Origin of the sequence: Paraburkholderia sp. RL18-085-BIA-A, from assembly GCF_046027075.1 — a bacterium.
Taxonomy (GTDB): Bacteria; Pseudomonadota; Gammaproteobacteria; order Burkholderiales; family Burkholderiaceae; genus Paraburkholderia.
Map to the genome: position 1 here is coordinate 1 of NZ_JARESU010000162.1, position 16,528 is coordinate 16,528.

The following is a 16,528-nucleotide window of genomic DNA, read 5'->3' on the forward strand; positions in this document are numbered from 1 at the left end:
TTAGCCGACCAGCTGACCACCGCGCTCCCACTGCTGGGACTGGACGCACACCTCGTCGCGCACAGTATCAGCGACGGTGAGCATCGGGCGCGGACGCAACCCGAGTCACCGCAGCTTGATCTCTTTGCCGAGGCCGCCTAACGCGCGGCCAGTCGATCTTTTGACATCCCCGGGCTAACCCCGGGGATTGTTTTTCGCCTGCGTGAAGCGATGGCCGCTTTCGATCAAGACTGCGATTGATGGTCGTTTAGAGCGAGGATCGGCTTGCATTGAAGTTTGTGCTTGAGCGGCCGATATACCGGGACAGGGGACTAAAAACCGCATTCATATCTTGATTTCTTCATCGCCTTACCGTAAAGTAAGGAACAGCGAAATCAAGGAGAACATCATGGCGTCCGCGACACTTACGTCAAAGGGTCAGGTCACGATTCCAGTCGGCGTTCGGAGCGATTTAGGGTTGGGAACCGGCGACAGAATCGAATTCGTCTTCAACGAGACCACCGGTCGCTACGAGTTGGTGCCCGCGACAAAATCCGTGGAATCGCTCAAGGGACTTGTAGGGAAGCCGGCCAAGCCCGTGTCCGTTGAAGATATGAATGCTGCCATCGCCGCACGCGGAGCCGGTGCTTAATGATCGGTCTCGATACAAACGTCCTAGTCCGCTACATCGCCCAGGATGATGCAGCGCAATCGCCGAAGGCGAGTACGCTGATTGAATCGCTGACGGTTGACGAACCCGGCTACGTAACGCAGGTTGCCCTAGTCGAAGTCGTGTGGGTTCTCTCCAGCCTGTACGCGGCCGATCGTGACCAGATTGCAAAGGTGGTTGAGGGCCTTCTTCGAACTAAGGAGTTGAGCGTCGAAGCTGCCGAAACAGTTTGGAAAGCCCTTCGCGTGTTCACTTCCTCGAAGGCCGATTTCGCGGACTGCCTGATCGAGCGCGCTTGTCATGATGCACATTGCGAGTACACAGCGACGTTCGACGCGAAGGCCGCTAAGTCGGCTGGCTTGCGGTTAATCAAGTAAAGAGGAAAAGCGTGCTTCGGCCGCGCGAAAAGGAAAGGTGCATGAAGAATTTGATCGTAGCAATTTTGCTCGCGGGCCCGGCTTTCGCGATAGCGGCGAACGGTGAGGTCGCCAATCAACGGCAGTCGGCTTCTCAGTCTGCCGACAGTGAAATGCAAAAGCAGTTTGGCACCCTCAACACCGGGCGCGTTCGTAACCTATCGCATGGTGCTGCCCAGAAATCTCCCGACGCCGCGGTGCAACGCGAGTTCGGAAGTCTGAACACCGGGCGCGTTCGCAACCTGACGACCAGCCACTGACTCTATCGGAAAAGACTGAAACATTAGGAAAAGATCTCGAGATGAAGAGGCAACGAGCGCTTGGTATAACTATCAGCTGTGCGGCAGACAGTATCTATGCTGGGTTTCGCTCAAGGCAGGCAAGAGCCTGTTCCCCCTCGCCTGGTGTCGCTGGATGCTCCCGTTTCCGAGTCGAAAACTAGACCGGCCAAGAATGACGCCGGTCGAGTAGTGGTCTTCGGTACGGCATTCTTTTATAACGAGGGCGGCGACATGTTCACTAATCGGCATGTCGTGGAGAAATGTAACCCAAGAACAATCAGGGTGCGCATCGATAGTGGGGCATGGCTTCAGGCCACAGTTATTACTAAGAGTGATCGTTATGATTTGGCTGCGCTTTCGACAAAGCATCATACCGACGTCTTTGGTGCGATCAGGATCACAGCGGACGGCCATGTCCTGACGCCCGATGGTATCGAAGATATCTTCTCAGCTGGTTTCTCTTCTCCACTCGAAAGGAAATTCAAGGTCACACCGACCTGGGGGCAGGTCGAGCCGTGGGGAAATCCGCAACAGCCGCCCTATATTCAACGGATGAGGATGGCTGCGTATCCCTGAGCGTCCGGATCAGCGGTGCTCGACTATGCAGGGCTCGTTGTCGGCATTCTCTTTGCGGGCTCCGTGGCTCCCGCCACTGCCCCGGAAAACCTCCGAAGTATCGGATACGGAGACAAGTGGATATATCTGTACAACACTAACGCGGTTGTGTCCTTTGCCAACGAGAATAACCTCCATCTTAGCGCTTGGAGGCACTGGCGGAGGCAAGATCCAAGTTTTATCATGGCGCATGCGGAAACCATTTCTGGGCTTGTCATGTGCGAATACCATTAAGAAATGCGGTCCTCGTGGCATCGTAGTTTTAAATCGGAGAGGCCGGTCCTGCCGGCGCAAAGGGAGAGACACGTGATCATCAGGATTGAAGTTTCGGATGCGGAACTCGAAGAAATGGAATGCACCTCACTCGAAGAGTTTGAGGAACAGATCCGCGACCAGCTCGATAACGGCGTCGTGACCAGCGACGGTGGCACCGGTTCAGAGTGGATGGCGGAGTACGAGCTCGAAATCATCAAGGTCGACTGATCACAGACCGGAAAAGCATACGCGCCAGAGCAAGCACGCAGCGGGGCTGGGCATCATCTCTCTCGATGCTGGCGACCGCGTGCACGACTACGCAGCAAATCAAGCGGCCAGACGGGAACAGCGAATATGTGATTGCCTGCGGGGCGGCCCTCGGGTGGAACGTCTGCTACAAGCGCGCGAATGAAGTTTGTCCCGGTGGCTACACCACTCTCGCAGAGGACACGGGGTTCAACCGGAAGGAATTGCGCATCGCTTGCCCTGCGACTCAACAGCCCGCCGCGACGAAGTAGGATAGACAACAAGGAAAAGGACACACACAGATGAGTACTGGAACGCGCATTGTTTTGCTGGTGACTGCTGTTGTGATGGGCGCGACCGGCTGGCACAACGTGACTCAGAAGCCGCAAAGGAGAGCGGTTTGCGCTGAGTCGCAAACGGGGAATGCGGGTGTTGCACGCGATGGCTCGATTGTCTCTTGCCAAAACGATGTGACGTGGAAGCCGTCGCGCTGACGCCAAGGAAAAGCTGGGCGCGACTGAACATACGGAGACGGGCAGTTATGAAGGCACACGACAACGCGCATAAGCTCATTCAGTGGTTGCGTGAACATCAGCCAGCTACGGTCGCGCAGATCGCGGCCAACGGCGTTATGAATTCGCGGGATGCTTCTGACGCTGTCCAGTATGGTGTTCGGCATGGCGTGTTGGAGCGAGCTAAGCGGCCCGGTGCTAGCGCGGCCGCGAGAGTTCAGTATCGGCTGACCGGAAAGGCGCTACCGATGCTTAAGGACGCCCCGGCTCCCTCGTTTGATGGACTGCTCGAAGCATGGGGAATCGCGCGCATACCGCCGCGATTGGAAGTGCGCACGGCGCGCAAAATTGAATTAGCGGATTAACACTGGAAAAGTAGTGAAAGTACCCTCTGTGGTAGCGGATTTCTATCAAAGCCATTCGCGTCCCGCTCTCGATGCATCCGGCAAATATCTGTACGACCTGATGATGCCTGACGATGGGCAACTGAGGATTTACACGCTGGCTTCAGCCTTGCAACTGAATGATGATTTGGACGTGGGTGAACGACTGCCGGGATTTTTCGCAGTCGGGGACGATGCAGGCGAAGAGATACTGTGCGTCGAGGTTCAGACGGGAAGTGTCGTCACCGTCCCCCTCAGGCCAATGACGCAAGAAGCGCTGCCTGTTGCCCATTCACTGGCGCAGGTTGTTGCTAATGGTGTCGAGTGAGCGCGCGAGCGCATAACTGTCACAACGGAAAGGCAATGCATAAACTTATGGTTCTCATCCCACTGATGACTGGGCTTTCTGGATGCGGGGCCGCTGCCGCGCCGTGCCGTATTGTTTCCGCTGGGCTCAAGGTGATTCCGCTTGTTGGGCATGTGGCGGCGGCGCCAACTGATGCATGTGCCGCTGCCATCGACTGACCACAATGCAGGCGAAAACGATATGTCGGAATTGGCAACCGTTGGCGAATGGAAACAGGATAACGAGTACGGCTGGTCGCATCCCGCTGGATGGACGATTGGTAGGTATCTTCGTAAATGGGGTATCACGCTTCATGCTTTGGCAAGGGCGTGAGCACAAGGGACGCTTCGATCGCTTCGAAGATGCCGTGAACCAGCATCGGATGATTCACACCGGGTAGCTGCATCGTTCCGTGCCGACGCGATGCGCTGACGTTGCGAATGGCGCGAGCGCGGCGGCTGCCTGGCCATCTTCAACTGACCGGCAAAGGGAAGCAGGGCCAAACTACTATGCAAATCGATTTCTCGCCGATCACGTCGGCGGCAGTTACGGGTATCGTCAAGGTTGGGGTAGCCATCTTCGTCGGCACACTCGCCTACGTAGGAGCGTTTCTTGGCGCGAAGAATCGGATCGACAAGCGATTGGCGGATCTGGTCGGACGCTTAGCCTTCGGGGCGGGCGCAATCGGAACCCTGTATGCCGGATTCGTCTGGCTCGGCCACTGATCGATTCAAGGGCGCGGCCTCAAGCGGAACGTCTAGGAAAATCATGAGCAAAAAGCAATTCCAGATGGTGTGCGCGCTGCTGAGGCAGTCGCAGAAGCCGAATGGAAGCAGGATTCGCCCTATGGGTGATCGCATGCTAGCGGTTGGACAATCGGGCGATACGTCGTCTCTGGCATCTCGCACTTTATGGGAAGGCAAAGGACAAAGCGTGTCGATTTAACAGCGGAAAAGCGCGGACGCCTGATCGGTGGCAACCGTGAGTCGTCCGACCCGATCACCACACCCTCACGAGAAAACGAAATGAAGAAAATGCAAGTTGTTGGTCTTTCTTTAGCGTGCAGTAGCGTAGTTTTTGCCGCAGAGGCCAGTGCGCCTCAATCCAAACTGTTGTCGGTCAGCACATTCACAGCCAACGGAGCAAGCGTTGAGCTTTCTGCCGTTCAGCGCCCCGATGGTCAAATCTGCCGCGAGTATGTTCGGGATGTTTCGGTCGGTGCAGACGGAAAGACGACAATCACGACGGGAACCCATTGCGACGGCGATAAGCTGTCGCAGGGATAACGAAGCGGCCCAGACGCAGCACAGGAAATTGACGACGGCATAGCCGGCCGGTGCCGCTGCAAAAACGGAGAAAGAATGGACGCGCTGTATGCCGCTGATGCGGCTCTCAAAGAAGCGGTGCCTGCGGCTGTACTACGCCATCGGGCGGCCGGAACGCTGACCTGGGCGCTGATTCATCAAATCGAGTCGGAAGTTCTCGTTGAGGTATCGTCAACGGGCAAACATAGCGCTCGAATGCTCGGCATGTTGCGGGCTTCTCCTGCAATGGGCTATCCAAAAGATGACCGACCGGTGTCGTTTGAAGGCCACGACGTTGTTCCCTCTGTCTTCGGCGCGATTTACGCCGAGTGGAATCGCGTGAACTGACGACGGAAAAGACATGCCACGTGCCGACGTATTGGTGAACGACGAAAATGGCGTCCCGCTCGCGAATTGTACGCACGAGCGAGCAGACGTCCTGCTAAAGAAAGGGCACGCAGTCGAAGTTTGCGCGGTGCCGTTTACCGTCCGGCTCACTCGGCCGATTGGCAATCCTTCGCCTCCATCACCTTCTACCGGAGTGTGCGGGAGTCAAGACAAAAAACGTCGCCGACAAATCGCCAGATTACGCGACCGTGATCGGACAGATTGCTTCTATTGCGGCGATGGCATGCCTGAAGACGACACCACCATAGAACATATCCTCGCCAAATCGGTTGGGGGCACGGATCATCCGTCAAATCTCGTTTTGACGCATGCGGACTGTAACGCAAGGGCCTCTAATATGCCGGTCATCCGGAAGGTGCAACTGCGCGAGCGGCTACGACAATCAAAAAAGCGCGACGGAGCCGAGCAGCGCCCCTGACATGCGCAATCGCGCCGCGTATTAGAACAGGCGGCGAACACCACGGAAAACACATCCTATGACGCAACGGAAAAAAACTCGCCTCGTTCCGGTTGAGCTCGCAAGCGCACAGCGCGCCCGTGGTCTCATTTCCGATTTTATGATGCAAAGAATTGTTGGAGACTGGTGCGTCCTCCTTGTGGAAACGGGTAACACCGAATCGCTCGTAGCCCTCGCGCGGAAGAACGTTGATCCCTCGGATGAAAACGCGGCGACTTTCCCGACAGCGGATGAAGCGCTGGCGACGATTTACCAAATCGGATTCGACGTATCGCGCAATTCGATCGGCATGTGGCGTCCTGAACCTAAGCACATGGAACGACTTCAGAAAGACACAATGAAGTCTCTAGAAGATGCGATGGACACATTGCAAAAAATCAGCAAATAAACAGGGATCCTGTGCTTGAGATTACCCACATCTCAATCAGAAACTCTGCTAACCCGGAGTAATTTAGGATACCTATATGATAGATGAAAAGACGAGAACAAGGCGGTGACGAATCATGGCTGGATCAGGAGGTCGCGGGGAGTGAATTTGAGGACGTGCGGCTTCGCAAGCGGTTTGCAATGCTACTCGAGCGATTGTGGGCGGGTATGGGTCAGAGCATTCCGTTTGCCTGTCAGGACTGGGCCAACACCATGGCGGCCTATCGCTTTATGGACAATGATCGCGTCAGTGAGCAGGACATTCTAAGTGGACATTTCCGGGCAACCGCGCAGCGCTTTTCCACAACCGATGGACCGATTCTTGTACTTCAGGACACCACCACGTTTTCATACGAAAGGGAACATCCCGAGCTCATCGGTTATGCAAGCAACACACTGACCGCAGCCCGGCGATACGGTCACGACAAAGCAAGCTCACAATGCGGCATTTTGATGCATTCAAGTCTCGCCGTCACAACTGAAGGTCTGCCACTCGGGCTGACAGCCATCAAGTTCTGGAGCCGCAAGGAGTTCAAGGACACCGCGAAAAAGCGCAGGAAAGTCAATTTCACGCGCATACCGATCGAGAAGAAGGAAAGCTTTCGCTGGATTGAGAACCTGCGGCAGTCAACGGCGCGACTCGGCGATTCCGATCGCTGCGTGCATATCGGAGACCGGGAAAGCGATATTTTTGAACTGTTTTGCGCTGCCAGCGAGCTCGGAACACATTTTCTGGCGCGGACCTGCGCTAACAGGTTAGCCGGCGACGGCGAGCATACCGTTGCAGACGAAATGTCAGAGGTGCGAGTGAAGGGATTGCACCGGATCGAATTTCGCGACGCCAAAGGGCGCCCTCACCAGGCGCTGCTGGAGATCAGATATCGGCGCGTCACCGTTTGGCCGCCCGACGCGAAGCAGCGGCACTATCCAGCGCTCAGGCTGACCGTCATCCACGCGACGGAGCGCGGCGACCCAGCGGAGCGACCACGTGTCGAATGGAAGCTTGTCACTGACCTGCCGGTGAACTCACGTGCAGACGCGATCGAAAAGATCAATTGGTACTCGATGCGCTGGAAAATAGAGACGTTTCACAAAAACCTGAGGTCCGGCTGCAAGGCTGAAGAGTCGCAGTTGCGTACGGCCAGCCGGCTGACCAACCTGATCGCCATCTTCTGCATCCTTGCGCGGCGGGTATTCTGGCTGACCGAGATCAATCGATCTGCACCCGAGGCCTCTCCGGAGGTGGCACTTACCACAACCGAGGTGACGCTTCTTGACCAGCTCGTCCAGGATACGGCATGCACCGCACAGGCGCCTCCCCTGTCACGCTGCCTCATCAAGCTCGCCCAGCTGGGCGGCCATCTCGCACGCGCCAATGATCCTCCGCCCGGCAATAAGGTCATCTGGCGCGGCATGCATCGGCTTGTCGACATCCAGATCGGATACTGGTTGGGGCGTGAAAATAGTGGGTAAACACAAGCTCCCACATGATGCACAAGGACGGGGAGAACCGCGATCTGGTGCAGCGCCCGCACTCGTTGCGCGAGTGGATTGAGACAAGGCGCATGCCCGCTGCCACGCAGTGGAAGTACGCATGCGGACTGCGCAACTATGTCGATATGGTGTTTCGGCATCGCGGCCCCTCGCCACCTTGGGCTGCCTCTGTTTTTGCCAGAAGACTTGCTCGCATTCTCGTTTTTGGTGACCGCCGTTTTAGCGTCATCATCCTCTATATCCGATACTTTGAACAGGCGGTTGGTCGAAGGCAGTTCGACACAGTCAGGCCGACTGACTGGAAAAGGTCTCTCGGCGATTCCTGAGCCCGAACGGGCCCGCGGTAAGCGGCCTCCCCTGATAGCGCAGGGCTGATCGCATGAAGAAAACTACACGAATATCCCGCGTAAGTACTGGAATAGAAAACCTTTTGAGCCAAGCCAACGACCCGACCACGATAACGATAACGATAACGGTTAGTTCTACCGGCTAAAAGGAAGCGTTGCATGGCTACGCAAATACTGACGCAATTCCCGATTTCAACGTATTGGCAGCGTAAAGCATCCAAGGCACGCATTGCCATCCCTTTCGCTCGTTGCCGGAGCGGGACGTTGATCGTCCCATTTATGCAGTAGCGCTTGTCGGTCGCACGCACGTTGCGCCCCCCAGATGCGGCCGGCCTACCCTCGCATACGAGCACATTAGGGTTGAAGCGTAATCTTTACCGCACGGAGCGCACCGTGAAGAGTCTTGATTCATAAGGATAACTGTCGTTTCGACAAAGCGTAGTCAAAAAACGCCTTTGCTTGCACTTCGGTTCCGATCATCTAGGATTGATCTTACGGTTGCCACGCGCCTCACAGTCGGCACATCGCGGCTGGAGAGGGTGCGCGGGCTTCTCAACAAGGCAATAACTTGACGTGCACGAGGTGGATTTATGAATTACGCACACAACAAAATCAACGCTGCTCGACTAGCTGCCGCTTTGATGCTCACTGGCATGGCCGGCTCCAGTGCACAAGCGCAAAGCTCGAACGCAGCACCAGCCGCGGCGCTCGCGCCGGGTCTCGCGGTAGCCGCAGGGGCGTCGGCAAACTCACCGTTCCCCCATGGCCCGCATCGGTTTGGCGTCGGACCGAGCGTTGCGCCTGCCAGCGCGCTCGACGGATCGGAGGTAGACAAACAGAACGGCGGAGACAAGATCAATCCGAACCGATTTCGCGACGATCGCGGGCCGGCTGCTGATACGCCGTTTCAGGCTCCCGAGCCAGCGACTCTCGCTACGTTGGCGCGGACACCGGGAGCCGCCACCGCCGCGACCTTTACAACGACCGACTGGCCCACGTATGGCATGAACAGGCAGCGGACCGGATATAACCCCGTCGAGACGGTGCTGAACGCGACCAACGTGAGGACGTTGACAGAACAACACAATCCAACACCCAGGGTGTCGCCTGTTCTTGACGGCGCCATCCTGACACAGCCGGTTCTGGCTACCGGCGTGATGATCGGTAACGTGCCGACCGATATCGTCTATGTTGCGACGGAGGGAAACACCACGTATGCGCTGAATGCCGCGGACGTGAGCAAAATAATTTGGAAAAGTGCCGCCATCCCGCAAGCAACTTTGCAAAAGTGCACCGGCCTGTTCCAAGGCAAGATTGGTGTGCAGGGGACGCCTGTCATCGACCATGCCAACAACCGCCTGTTCGTCGTGAGCGGGAAAGGTTACCTGCATGCGTATGATATGGCGACCGGCGCAGATCTCCCGGGCTTCAACCTGCCTCTCCTCGACGCGGCAAATGTTTCTCCGATAACGATGGTGTACGGCGGCTTGACGCTCAGTCCCGACGGTTCCTCAATATACGTTGCGACGGCCGGTGACCCCTGCGATGACACGCCGTACCACGGACAGGTTGTCCGCGCTTCGACCACCAACCCTGCCGCCATTCTGCAACGCTGGTTCCCTACCGGTGCAAGCGGACCGGACGGGGGCGGCATATGGGGCTTCGGGGGCGTATCGATTCCGCCTGACGGTACAGTCGTCTATGCACTGACGGGCAACGCATTCGCCACTCCCGAAAACGCCGGGTTCGCCGAACACGTCGTGAAGCTCACCCCGACCTTGGCGGTGGCCGCGTCGAACTCGCCGCTTCAACCCGCGCCCAATGCGGACATCGACTTCGGAGCTACAGCAATGCTCTTCCAGCCTCGCAACTGCCCGACGACGATGCTTGCCGCCTACAACAAGTCGGGAATTTTGTTTATTTATAACCGGGCCACCATTCAGCAGGCGGGTCCCATTCAAAGGTTGACGATTTCCCAGAATTCGGCCGAGGGCAACAATATAGGCTTGCCTGTGTTCGACCCGGTGCTGAATCAGCTTTACGTGGTGTCCCCATCCGGTGCGGGGATCTATACACGCGGGCTAATCGCATTGTCCATCGGCAGCAACTGTTCCGTGAACACCAAACCGGTATGGCAGGCTGTAGTGCCCCAAAGCAGGCCCGGTACGTTCAATCCGGCTATTCCGCCAGTCGCCGCAAACGGCGTGGTGTACTATGCCGACGGGATGGGCAACGACGTGTATGCATTTGACGCGACAAACGGAACCCAACTTTTCACACGCCACTACACGCCAGTTCAAACCGGCGAGGGTAACTTTGCACCGCCGACGGTCGTGAACGGGCAGGTCTTCGTCGCGGGCAGCGACCATAGGGTTCATGCCTATAGCCTTCCCTAATCAAGCTCCCCGGGGCAAGCCGTGCACGTTAGCTCATGCACGCCCCGGGCGCCCTGGGTTATCCGCCCGTCCATCGTTCCGCTGCGCAGGAAGCAAAACCTCAACGACGCGCTCCGAGTTGCGCCGCAAGGAGCGGCTCATGTATCCGATCGGCGAATATTCTCCCGCGATCACTAAAGACCGATCTACTCAGCCCACCCATTTCAAAAAAGACTTTCGGCCGATTATCTGAGTTCGCCTGGCACGCCGCGCGCGCTGCGCGCCGGCCAAAGCAAAGCCAGGCGCCGCCGCACGGCACCTTTTATCCGTTTCGGCGTAAGCTTCCGAAGCCACTCCCGCCTAGGCGTGGCCGGTGCATTCAATCGATCCTCAAGCCAACGCAATCGCGCCTCGTTTTCCCGCTCGCGATCAGCGTAAAGCGTTAGAGGAAACGGGTGCGAAAGCCGTGAGCCATAGAGCGCAAGAGCCGTGTCCACGATGTCACGGTTCTCCTCGCGCTGCGTGAAATACGCAAGATGGACAAATGGTACCCGGCGCACGCATACGATACGGAGATCGTTGCGTTCGCAATGCATGTGCATCATATGCTCGTCATCGCGGCCCCCGTCGTCGATCGCATCCCAGAGCGACTTGCGAAACAGAATGCAGCCGATCGAATAGCGGGATTGCGATGGCACATCGCACTGCTCAAGCGTTCGCGTCGCAGCGATGAAAGCGTCGGGTTGAAGGGTGGTGCGCTCGTGCAGCCAACGCGCGATGTGCGGATAGCCCCAGATGGTGCCGTTCGTACCGGTCTCGATCTGCTCCGCCGGAATGATCCGCAGCGGAAAGCGCCCGCTGCTGCCCGACCCGACGAAATGCGGATGGGCCTGCGTGGCAAAGTACTCTTGCTCCAGGTTCATCGCCCTCATCAGCTGAGGGAAACCCCATGCGTTGTTATTGATGAGCGGCGTGACGTACGCGAGCTTCCGGCCATTTCCCCGCTCAGCGCCCTGGTAGGCCTCGATCATCTGGTCGAGCCATTGCGGCGCAATCGGAAACGCATCGTCGTCGACCTTACAAACCAGGTCGATGTCTTCAAACTCCGGCTTCGCCAGTAGCTTCCTGATCGACCGATAAGGGTCTCCAGGGACGATGTCGTCGACAACGTTGACGACGCCGGGAAACAGTCTTTCATATCGCCGGGCCACACCTAGCGTTCGCTCGGCATCGTAGCCGCCGCGGCAATTCTGCAGCACGTAGAACGGCACGCCCGGCGGCCGGTAAGCCATTTGGCTCGCAAGCGCCAACTCGAGGGCCGCATAGTCGCGACACGCAAGTATCACTACAGCTATTCCCCGTGTGTCGACGTTCGAATGCGATGTGCTCATGCGTCAGCTCCTTTTAACAAACTCTGCATGCAACATTAATCAGTCGATGCTCTTGCGAGGAAGATCGGAACCCTTTTCTGGATCAGATAAAGCGCCATGCAACCGGTAACAAGCGCCTCTGTTGCAAGTATGGACATCGCCGCGCCCTGCGCTCCAAAGCGAAGCGAAAGAGGCACCAACAGCGCGACGTTGAATACACCGGATCCAAGCAGGATCTCGCTGAATTTCTTCTTCATGCCGAGCGGCAGCATCATCTGGAGGCCAAGAATATTGTTCAGAGCCACCAGCCAAGGCACAAACGCCATCCACCGCAAAACGTCGACCACCGGTCCATATTGCGGCCCCATGCCAATGCGAACGATCCATGGAGCAAGCACCCAGAGCATCACGGACGCGACGAACATGATGGCGCTCATCGCGTAAAGCGCTTTGCGCACCAGTGCATAGGCCTTTACGATGTCCTCTGCAAACAGTGCGTTCATGCGCGGGTACAGTGCATTGCTGAGCGGCGATATCAAGGATTGCGTCATGTTGCGAATCTTGTCGGCGGCGCCGAAGTAACCGAGCGTCACGTTGCCCGTTAGAAATCCGAGCAATACGCTGTTGGTTGTCGTATAAAGACTGACTGCAGCGGTTGCCAGGAACACGTGCCACCCTTCCCGAAAGGCTTCGACAACGTCGCTTACGCCCGGAAGCCTGAACGAGATCAATTTCATGCGCGCGATCATCGTCAATGAGAAGAGTCCGGCGACAACGGTGCTCATCGACGTGATGAGCGCCGCTCTCCATGTGTCCGCCGGCGAGTGAACCAGAAGGTAGGTAGCGGGTATCACAAGCAGACGTGCACTCAATGTCGCCACGGTGACAAATGACATCCGCTCCAGACCCTGGAAGAGCCACTGCGGAAATAGCACCGTGCCGACCACAAACGGAAAGGTCGCAAACATGATGGGCCGAAGCTCGATAAATTTCGGCACCAGCAAAACGCCCAGCACCAGCAGCGCAAGGCCGACACACGCTATAAGGGATTTGGCTGCCTGCGTCTTCCAGAAGATTCTCGAGACCGCGTCGCGGTCGTTTTGCACCTTTGCAATCTCACCCGTGGCTGACCAGTTGAAGCCGTAATCCGCCAGCAGACCCAGATAGGCGATCACGGCCTGGGCAAAAACATAGGCGCCAAAGTGGTCGGGGCCTAGCACGCGGAACAGGTACGGTAGCGTCGCGAGCGGCAGCACCATATTTGCCACTTGCAGGACCGACAGTGCCAGCATGTTCCGCAATAGTCGATGCGCCATAGTGCGTCAGCCCGTGGGTTTTAACCGTTTCTCTACAAGAAGGGGATGGCGTGCGAGCTAAGTCAATCGCATGATGTTTGCCAGGCGCTCGGCATAACAATGAGGCAAAAACTCGCTCACGTCGTGCTAGCCGGCCCCGCACCCACTTCTTCAATTCTCAGACGATAGGATCTGCGCTGTCATACGGAAAGGCCCGCCTGCCTCAAATTCCCCAGACATTTGAGTCGCGGCTTTTCTACAGCCGCGGCTGGAACCACCCTACCGAACCCGCATGCCTAATCTTGGTGCAGGTGGCCCTGGATGTACCTAATGCAGCCACGGGAGGTACTCCTTCAAGAGCCCCTTATAAGTGTCAATATTTCTTCGTCGCACAGGGTGGCTGCCTCTCACTGCATGTGCGAGGAACACCGGATTGCCCAGACGTCCGCTTGCATGCGTTTTGCCTTCATCGCTCCTTCTGCCCTGAAGAACTTTTATTGACGCGCACAATCCATAACGCGCTAGCGTCTGATTCAGTTCAGACCATGGGCTTGTATTCGCCCCGTTTCCTGTACCGTGACCAGCCGAACCAAGTGGGCGCGTGTGAAATACGGAAAATCGGTCAATAATACCGACCTTCCCTAATGAAGATACTCGTGCGGGCCACAAGAAATCGAGGCCCCAACCTGATTTGGTCTGTTTAAACGTGTCTTTTATCGCATGCAAAGCATTCGACGAGAAACATGGCACCATCACCTCCACAAAGTTCGTTTCCCGGAACTCGAACGCCTTGTTTCGCAACGTCGTTGCGTGACTGAAATAGCTTCTCTCGTCTAAAGACGGCTGCGCGAGCGCAAAATTTTCTCGTTCTACGTATTCGAAGAACTCGTTTAACGTTGGAATATCGGTCAGAATATCGTCGTCCGGGAGCCAAATGTAACGATATTGCGAAATCAATTGTTCACTGTTCGACACGAAGTCGTTGATGCCTTCCCACTTTGATCCTTTGAATCGATGTATGGCCTTAGCAAAGACGTCTGCGTAATTTTTGTTTTTCCCATAGTAACTCAACACCAAATCAAAGTTTGGGATCTCCGCGCTACTGAACCATTGCGGATGCAACGAACTGTCTCCGCACCTGAGAACGACTAGATACTTATTCATCTCTCCGTTTCCTATGACGTAAAAGTCAGATTGCGGAAGAAGCAAGACAGTTACTAGGAAGTGGGACCGGCGTCGGTCCAATAAACATGAAACAACTACTCCTGAGAGTCCATCACGGGCAAATGCAAGACGTATAGTGCACAACGCGCCGCGTCCTCTAGGCAATATCTTGCGCCCCTGCCAACCCGTCTGTGCAAACGTTCCATGCCACCGAGGATGGCGGTTGGAGCACTTTTATTCCTGCTCCGTTAAGATAAGTCCTTCAGCAGCCTTGAGCGCCGCGCCAACGACTTGGTCCATGTTGTAATAACGATACTGCGCCAGCCTGCCCACAAAAGTGACATCGACAATTTCCTCTGCGAGCGCGTCGTAGCGCATGAATAAGGCCTCGTTCTCCTTACGCGGAATCGGATAATAGGGCTCACCTTCGGCTCTCGGGTATTCCTTCACAATCGATGTGCCCTGATGCTGTTGCCCGGTGAGGTGCTTAAATTCTGTAATCCTTGTGTATTCCTGATCATTCGGATAATTGATCGTACCTGTCGATTGAAAGCGCTCCACGTCGCTCAGGTGCAGATGTTGAAAGTGCAGGCTGCGGTACGGAAGCTTGCCGAAGCGGTAGCCAAAATATGCGTCGATCGGCCCAGTGTACACAAGGTGACCATATTCGATAGTCGCTTTTATCTCGTTGTAGTCGGTTGACAGACGTACATCGATACCTGGACTGGCAAGCATTTTTTCGAACATCGCGGTGTAGCCGCGCGCCGGCATAAACTGGAAAGCGTCGGTGAAGTACCGATCGTCGTCGTTCGAACGCGTGGGAATTCGGGCTGCGACACCCGCTGACAGTTCAGACAGATCGAGTCCCCATTGCTTGCGCGTGTAGCCACGGAAAAACTTGTCGCACAGATCGCGGCCAACGTTGCTCAACACTACGTCCTCGCTGGTAGTGACTGTCTCTCGAGCTTCACGTACGGACTCGAGGAACGCCACCGTTTCCTGCTCGCTAAGATTGATGCCGTACAACTTGTTTATCGTCGTACGATTGATCGGTATAGGATAGAGATGCCCGTCCACAAAAGCCTTTACGCGATGCTCGTAGAAGCGCCAATCGGTAAAACCCGACAGGTATTCGAATATGCGCTTACTGTTTGTGTGAAAAATATGCGGCCCATACGGATGGACCAGGACGCCATTTTCGTCCTTGCGGTCATAGGCATTGCCTCCAATGTGATCTCGCTTGTCGACGACTAGCACGCACTTGCCGCTTGCCGCCAGGCGTTGAGCACAGACCGCCCCTGCAAAGCCGGCGCCGACGATAAGGAAGTCATATTTCATCTCTGCGCAGCCTCGTATAGAAACCGGAAATTTTGCATCTGGTGAGGTAGCGTGCCATCGAGGTCGTGACCAGAAATTCGGTGGCAAGCGCCGAGATAGCTGCGCCCTGAGCGCCAAACGCCAATGCAAGCGGAACAAGCAGGGCGACGTTGAACAAGCCGGAGACGACCACTCACCTTCTTTTTCATGCCAAGCGGCAGCATCACTTGGACGCCGAGCACATTACTCAGACAGATGAGCAACGGCATGAGGGCCATGCATTTCAGGACGGGGACCGCCTCTTCGTACCCGGGCCCCATCGCGATACGAACAATCCAATCCGCGCCGACCCAGAGCGATCGAAGCCAGCAACATGGTCGAGCCAAGCACGTAAAGCATCTTGCGCACCAGCCCAAACGCCATTTCGGAATCTTCGGAAAAAAGCGCGGTCACGCGTGGGTAAATTGCATTGGCGATCGGTCCGAGAGGCGCTTGGGCGACGTTGCGAACCTTGTCGGCTACTCCAAAGTAACCTAAAGCGACGTCTCTGGCAAGAAACCCTAGCATCACGCTGTTAGTGGTCGTGTACAAGCTGATCGCTGCGGTGGAAATGAACGTATGCCAGCCCTGACGAATCGCCTCGATGACGCCCGCCTTACTCGGCATCAACGCGATGATTAGTCGGTTTCTCCCGATCAGGACCGATGCGACAACTCCTGCAACAACCATGCTCATCGAGTTGATCAGCGAGGCGACCCACGTGTCGGCCGCCGAGCGCACTAGGAAGAACGTTAGCGGAAGCAGGAGCACCCGCGCGCTCAAGACCGAGATGGCGATAAACGTCATCCGTTCCAGGCCCTGGAAAAGC

Annotated in this window: 22 protein-coding genes; 16 read left to right on the forward strand and 6 right to left on the reverse strand. The window is 56.4% G+C overall.

Annotation, left to right across the window (positions count from 1 at the left end; all coding sequences use genetic code 11):
* The first annotated feature begins 388 nt into the window (after positions 1-388).
* The 16 genes from P0D89_RS45160 (at position 389) to P0D89_RS45235 (ending at position 10,535) form a co-directional block, all read left to right on the forward strand.
* On the forward strand, positions 389-631 hold the full coding sequence (locus tag P0D89_RS45160; protein WP_408366946.1) for an AbrB/MazE/SpoVT family DNA-binding domain-containing protein: 243 nt from the start codon (positions 389-391) through the stop codon (positions 629-631).
* Complete coding sequence (locus P0D89_RS45165; RefSeq protein ID WP_256458408.1) at positions 631-1,026, forward strand: type II toxin-antitoxin system VapC family toxin; 396 nt, start codon at positions 631-633, stop codon at positions 1,024-1,026. Before P0D89_RS45160 ends, P0D89_RS45165 begins: the two co-directional genes overlap by 1 nt.
* Positions 1,027-1,067: 41 nt before the next feature.
* The gene (locus tag P0D89_RS45170) at positions 1,068-1,325 is read left to right on the forward strand and encodes a hypothetical protein (RefSeq protein WP_408366948.1); all 258 of its coding nucleotides are present in this window, start codon (positions 1,068-1,070) and stop codon (positions 1,323-1,325) included.
* Positions 1,326-1,421: 96 nt separating this feature from the next.
* Entirely contained in the window at positions 1,422-1,922 is a 501-nt protein-coding gene (locus P0D89_RS45175) for a S1 family peptidase (RefSeq protein WP_408378675.1), read from the forward strand.
* Between the two features lie 345 nt (positions 1,923-2,267).
* Complete coding sequence (locus tag P0D89_RS45180) at positions 2,268-2,444, forward strand: hypothetical protein (RefSeq protein WP_408366952.1); 177 nt, start codon at positions 2,268-2,270, stop codon at positions 2,442-2,444.
* Between the two features lie 559 nt (positions 2,445-3,003).
* Positions 3,004-3,339, forward strand: a complete 336-nt coding sequence (locus tag P0D89_RS45185) for a hypothetical protein (protein WP_408366954.1) — start codon at positions 3,004-3,006, stop codon at positions 3,337-3,339.
* A gap of 13 nt (positions 3,340-3,352) precedes the next feature.
* Complete coding sequence (locus tag P0D89_RS45190) at positions 3,353-3,685, forward strand: hypothetical protein (protein WP_408366956.1); 333 nt, start codon at positions 3,353-3,355, stop codon at positions 3,683-3,685.
* 35 nt (positions 3,686-3,720) lie between these two features.
* Positions 3,721-3,882, forward strand: a complete 162-nt coding sequence (locus P0D89_RS45195) for a DUF6726 family protein (RefSeq protein WP_408366958.1) — start codon at positions 3,721-3,723, stop codon at positions 3,880-3,882.
* A gap of 330 nt (positions 3,883-4,212) precedes the next feature.
* Positions 4,213-4,428 (forward strand): hypothetical protein, encoded by a 216-nt coding sequence (locus P0D89_RS45200; protein WP_408366960.1) that lies wholly within the window; start codon positions 4,213-4,215, stop codon positions 4,426-4,428.
* A 300-nt stretch (positions 4,429-4,728) separates the two neighbouring features.
* Complete coding sequence (locus P0D89_RS45205; protein WP_408366962.1) at positions 4,729-4,989, forward strand: hypothetical protein; 261 nt, start codon at positions 4,729-4,731, stop codon at positions 4,987-4,989.
* A 75-nt stretch (positions 4,990-5,064) separates the two neighbouring features.
* Entirely contained in the window at positions 5,065-5,355 is a 291-nt protein-coding gene (locus tag P0D89_RS45210) for a DUF2471 family protein (RefSeq protein WP_408366964.1), read from the forward strand.
* Positions 5,356-5,368: 13 nt separating this feature from the next.
* Positions 5,369-5,833 carry an HNH endonuclease gene (locus tag P0D89_RS45215; RefSeq protein ID WP_408366966.1) on the forward strand — a complete coding sequence of 155 codons (465 nt, stop codon included), beginning with the start codon at positions 5,369-5,371 and terminating at the stop codon, positions 5,831-5,833.
* Positions 5,834-5,891: 58 nt separating this feature from the next.
* Complete coding sequence (locus P0D89_RS45220; RefSeq protein WP_408366968.1) at positions 5,892-6,260, forward strand: hypothetical protein; 369 nt, start codon at positions 5,892-5,894, stop codon at positions 6,258-6,260.
* 83 nt (positions 6,261-6,343) lie between these two features.
* Positions 6,344-7,771, forward strand: a complete 1,428-nt coding sequence (locus P0D89_RS45225; RefSeq protein WP_408366970.1) for an IS4 family transposase — start codon at positions 6,344-6,346, stop codon at positions 7,769-7,771.
* Between the two features lie 14 nt (positions 7,772-7,785).
* Positions 7,786-8,118 (forward strand): hypothetical protein, encoded by a 333-nt coding sequence (locus P0D89_RS45230; protein WP_408366972.1) that lies wholly within the window; start codon positions 7,786-7,788, stop codon positions 8,116-8,118.
* Positions 8,119-8,729: 611 nt separating this feature from the next.
* Complete coding sequence (locus P0D89_RS45235; protein ID WP_408366974.1) at positions 8,730-10,535, forward strand: outer membrane protein assembly factor BamB family protein; 1,806 nt, start codon at positions 8,730-8,732, stop codon at positions 10,533-10,535.
* 224 nt (positions 10,536-10,759) lie between these two features.
* Here the strand turns inward: P0D89_RS45235 and P0D89_RS45240 are convergent, their stop codons facing one another.
* From P0D89_RS45240 to P0D89_RS45265, 6 genes are all read right to left on the reverse strand, one after another.
* Positions 10,760-11,905 (reverse strand): hypothetical protein, encoded by a 1,146-nt coding sequence (locus P0D89_RS45240; RefSeq protein ID WP_408366976.1) that lies wholly within the window; start codon positions 11,903-11,905, stop codon positions 10,760-10,762.
* A 35-nt stretch (positions 11,906-11,940) separates the two neighbouring features.
* Positions 11,941-13,176, reverse strand: a complete 1,236-nt coding sequence (locus tag P0D89_RS45245; protein ID WP_408366978.1) for a flippase — start codon at positions 13,174-13,176, stop codon at positions 11,941-11,943.
* A 330-nt stretch (positions 13,177-13,506) separates the two neighbouring features.
* Entirely contained in the window at positions 13,507-14,343 is an 837-nt protein-coding gene (locus tag P0D89_RS45250) for a DUF707 domain-containing protein (RefSeq protein WP_408366980.1), read from the reverse strand.
* A 234-nt stretch (positions 14,344-14,577) separates the two neighbouring features.
* Complete coding sequence (gene glf, locus P0D89_RS45255) at positions 14,578-15,681, reverse strand: UDP-galactopyranose mutase (RefSeq protein WP_408366982.1); 1,104 nt, start codon at positions 15,679-15,681, stop codon at positions 14,578-14,580.
* Positions 15,671-15,853 carry a polysaccharide biosynthesis C-terminal domain-containing protein gene (locus tag P0D89_RS45260; protein WP_408366984.1) on the reverse strand — a complete coding sequence of 61 codons (183 nt, stop codon included), beginning with the start codon at positions 15,851-15,853 and terminating at the stop codon, positions 15,671-15,673. The genes glf and P0D89_RS45260 overlap by 11 nt, the downstream gene beginning before the upstream one ends.
* A 50-nt stretch (positions 15,854-15,903) precedes the next feature.
* The coding region (locus P0D89_RS45265; RefSeq protein WP_408378677.1) for an oligosaccharide flippase family protein at positions 15,904-16,528 on the reverse strand (625 nt) is incomplete at its 5' end.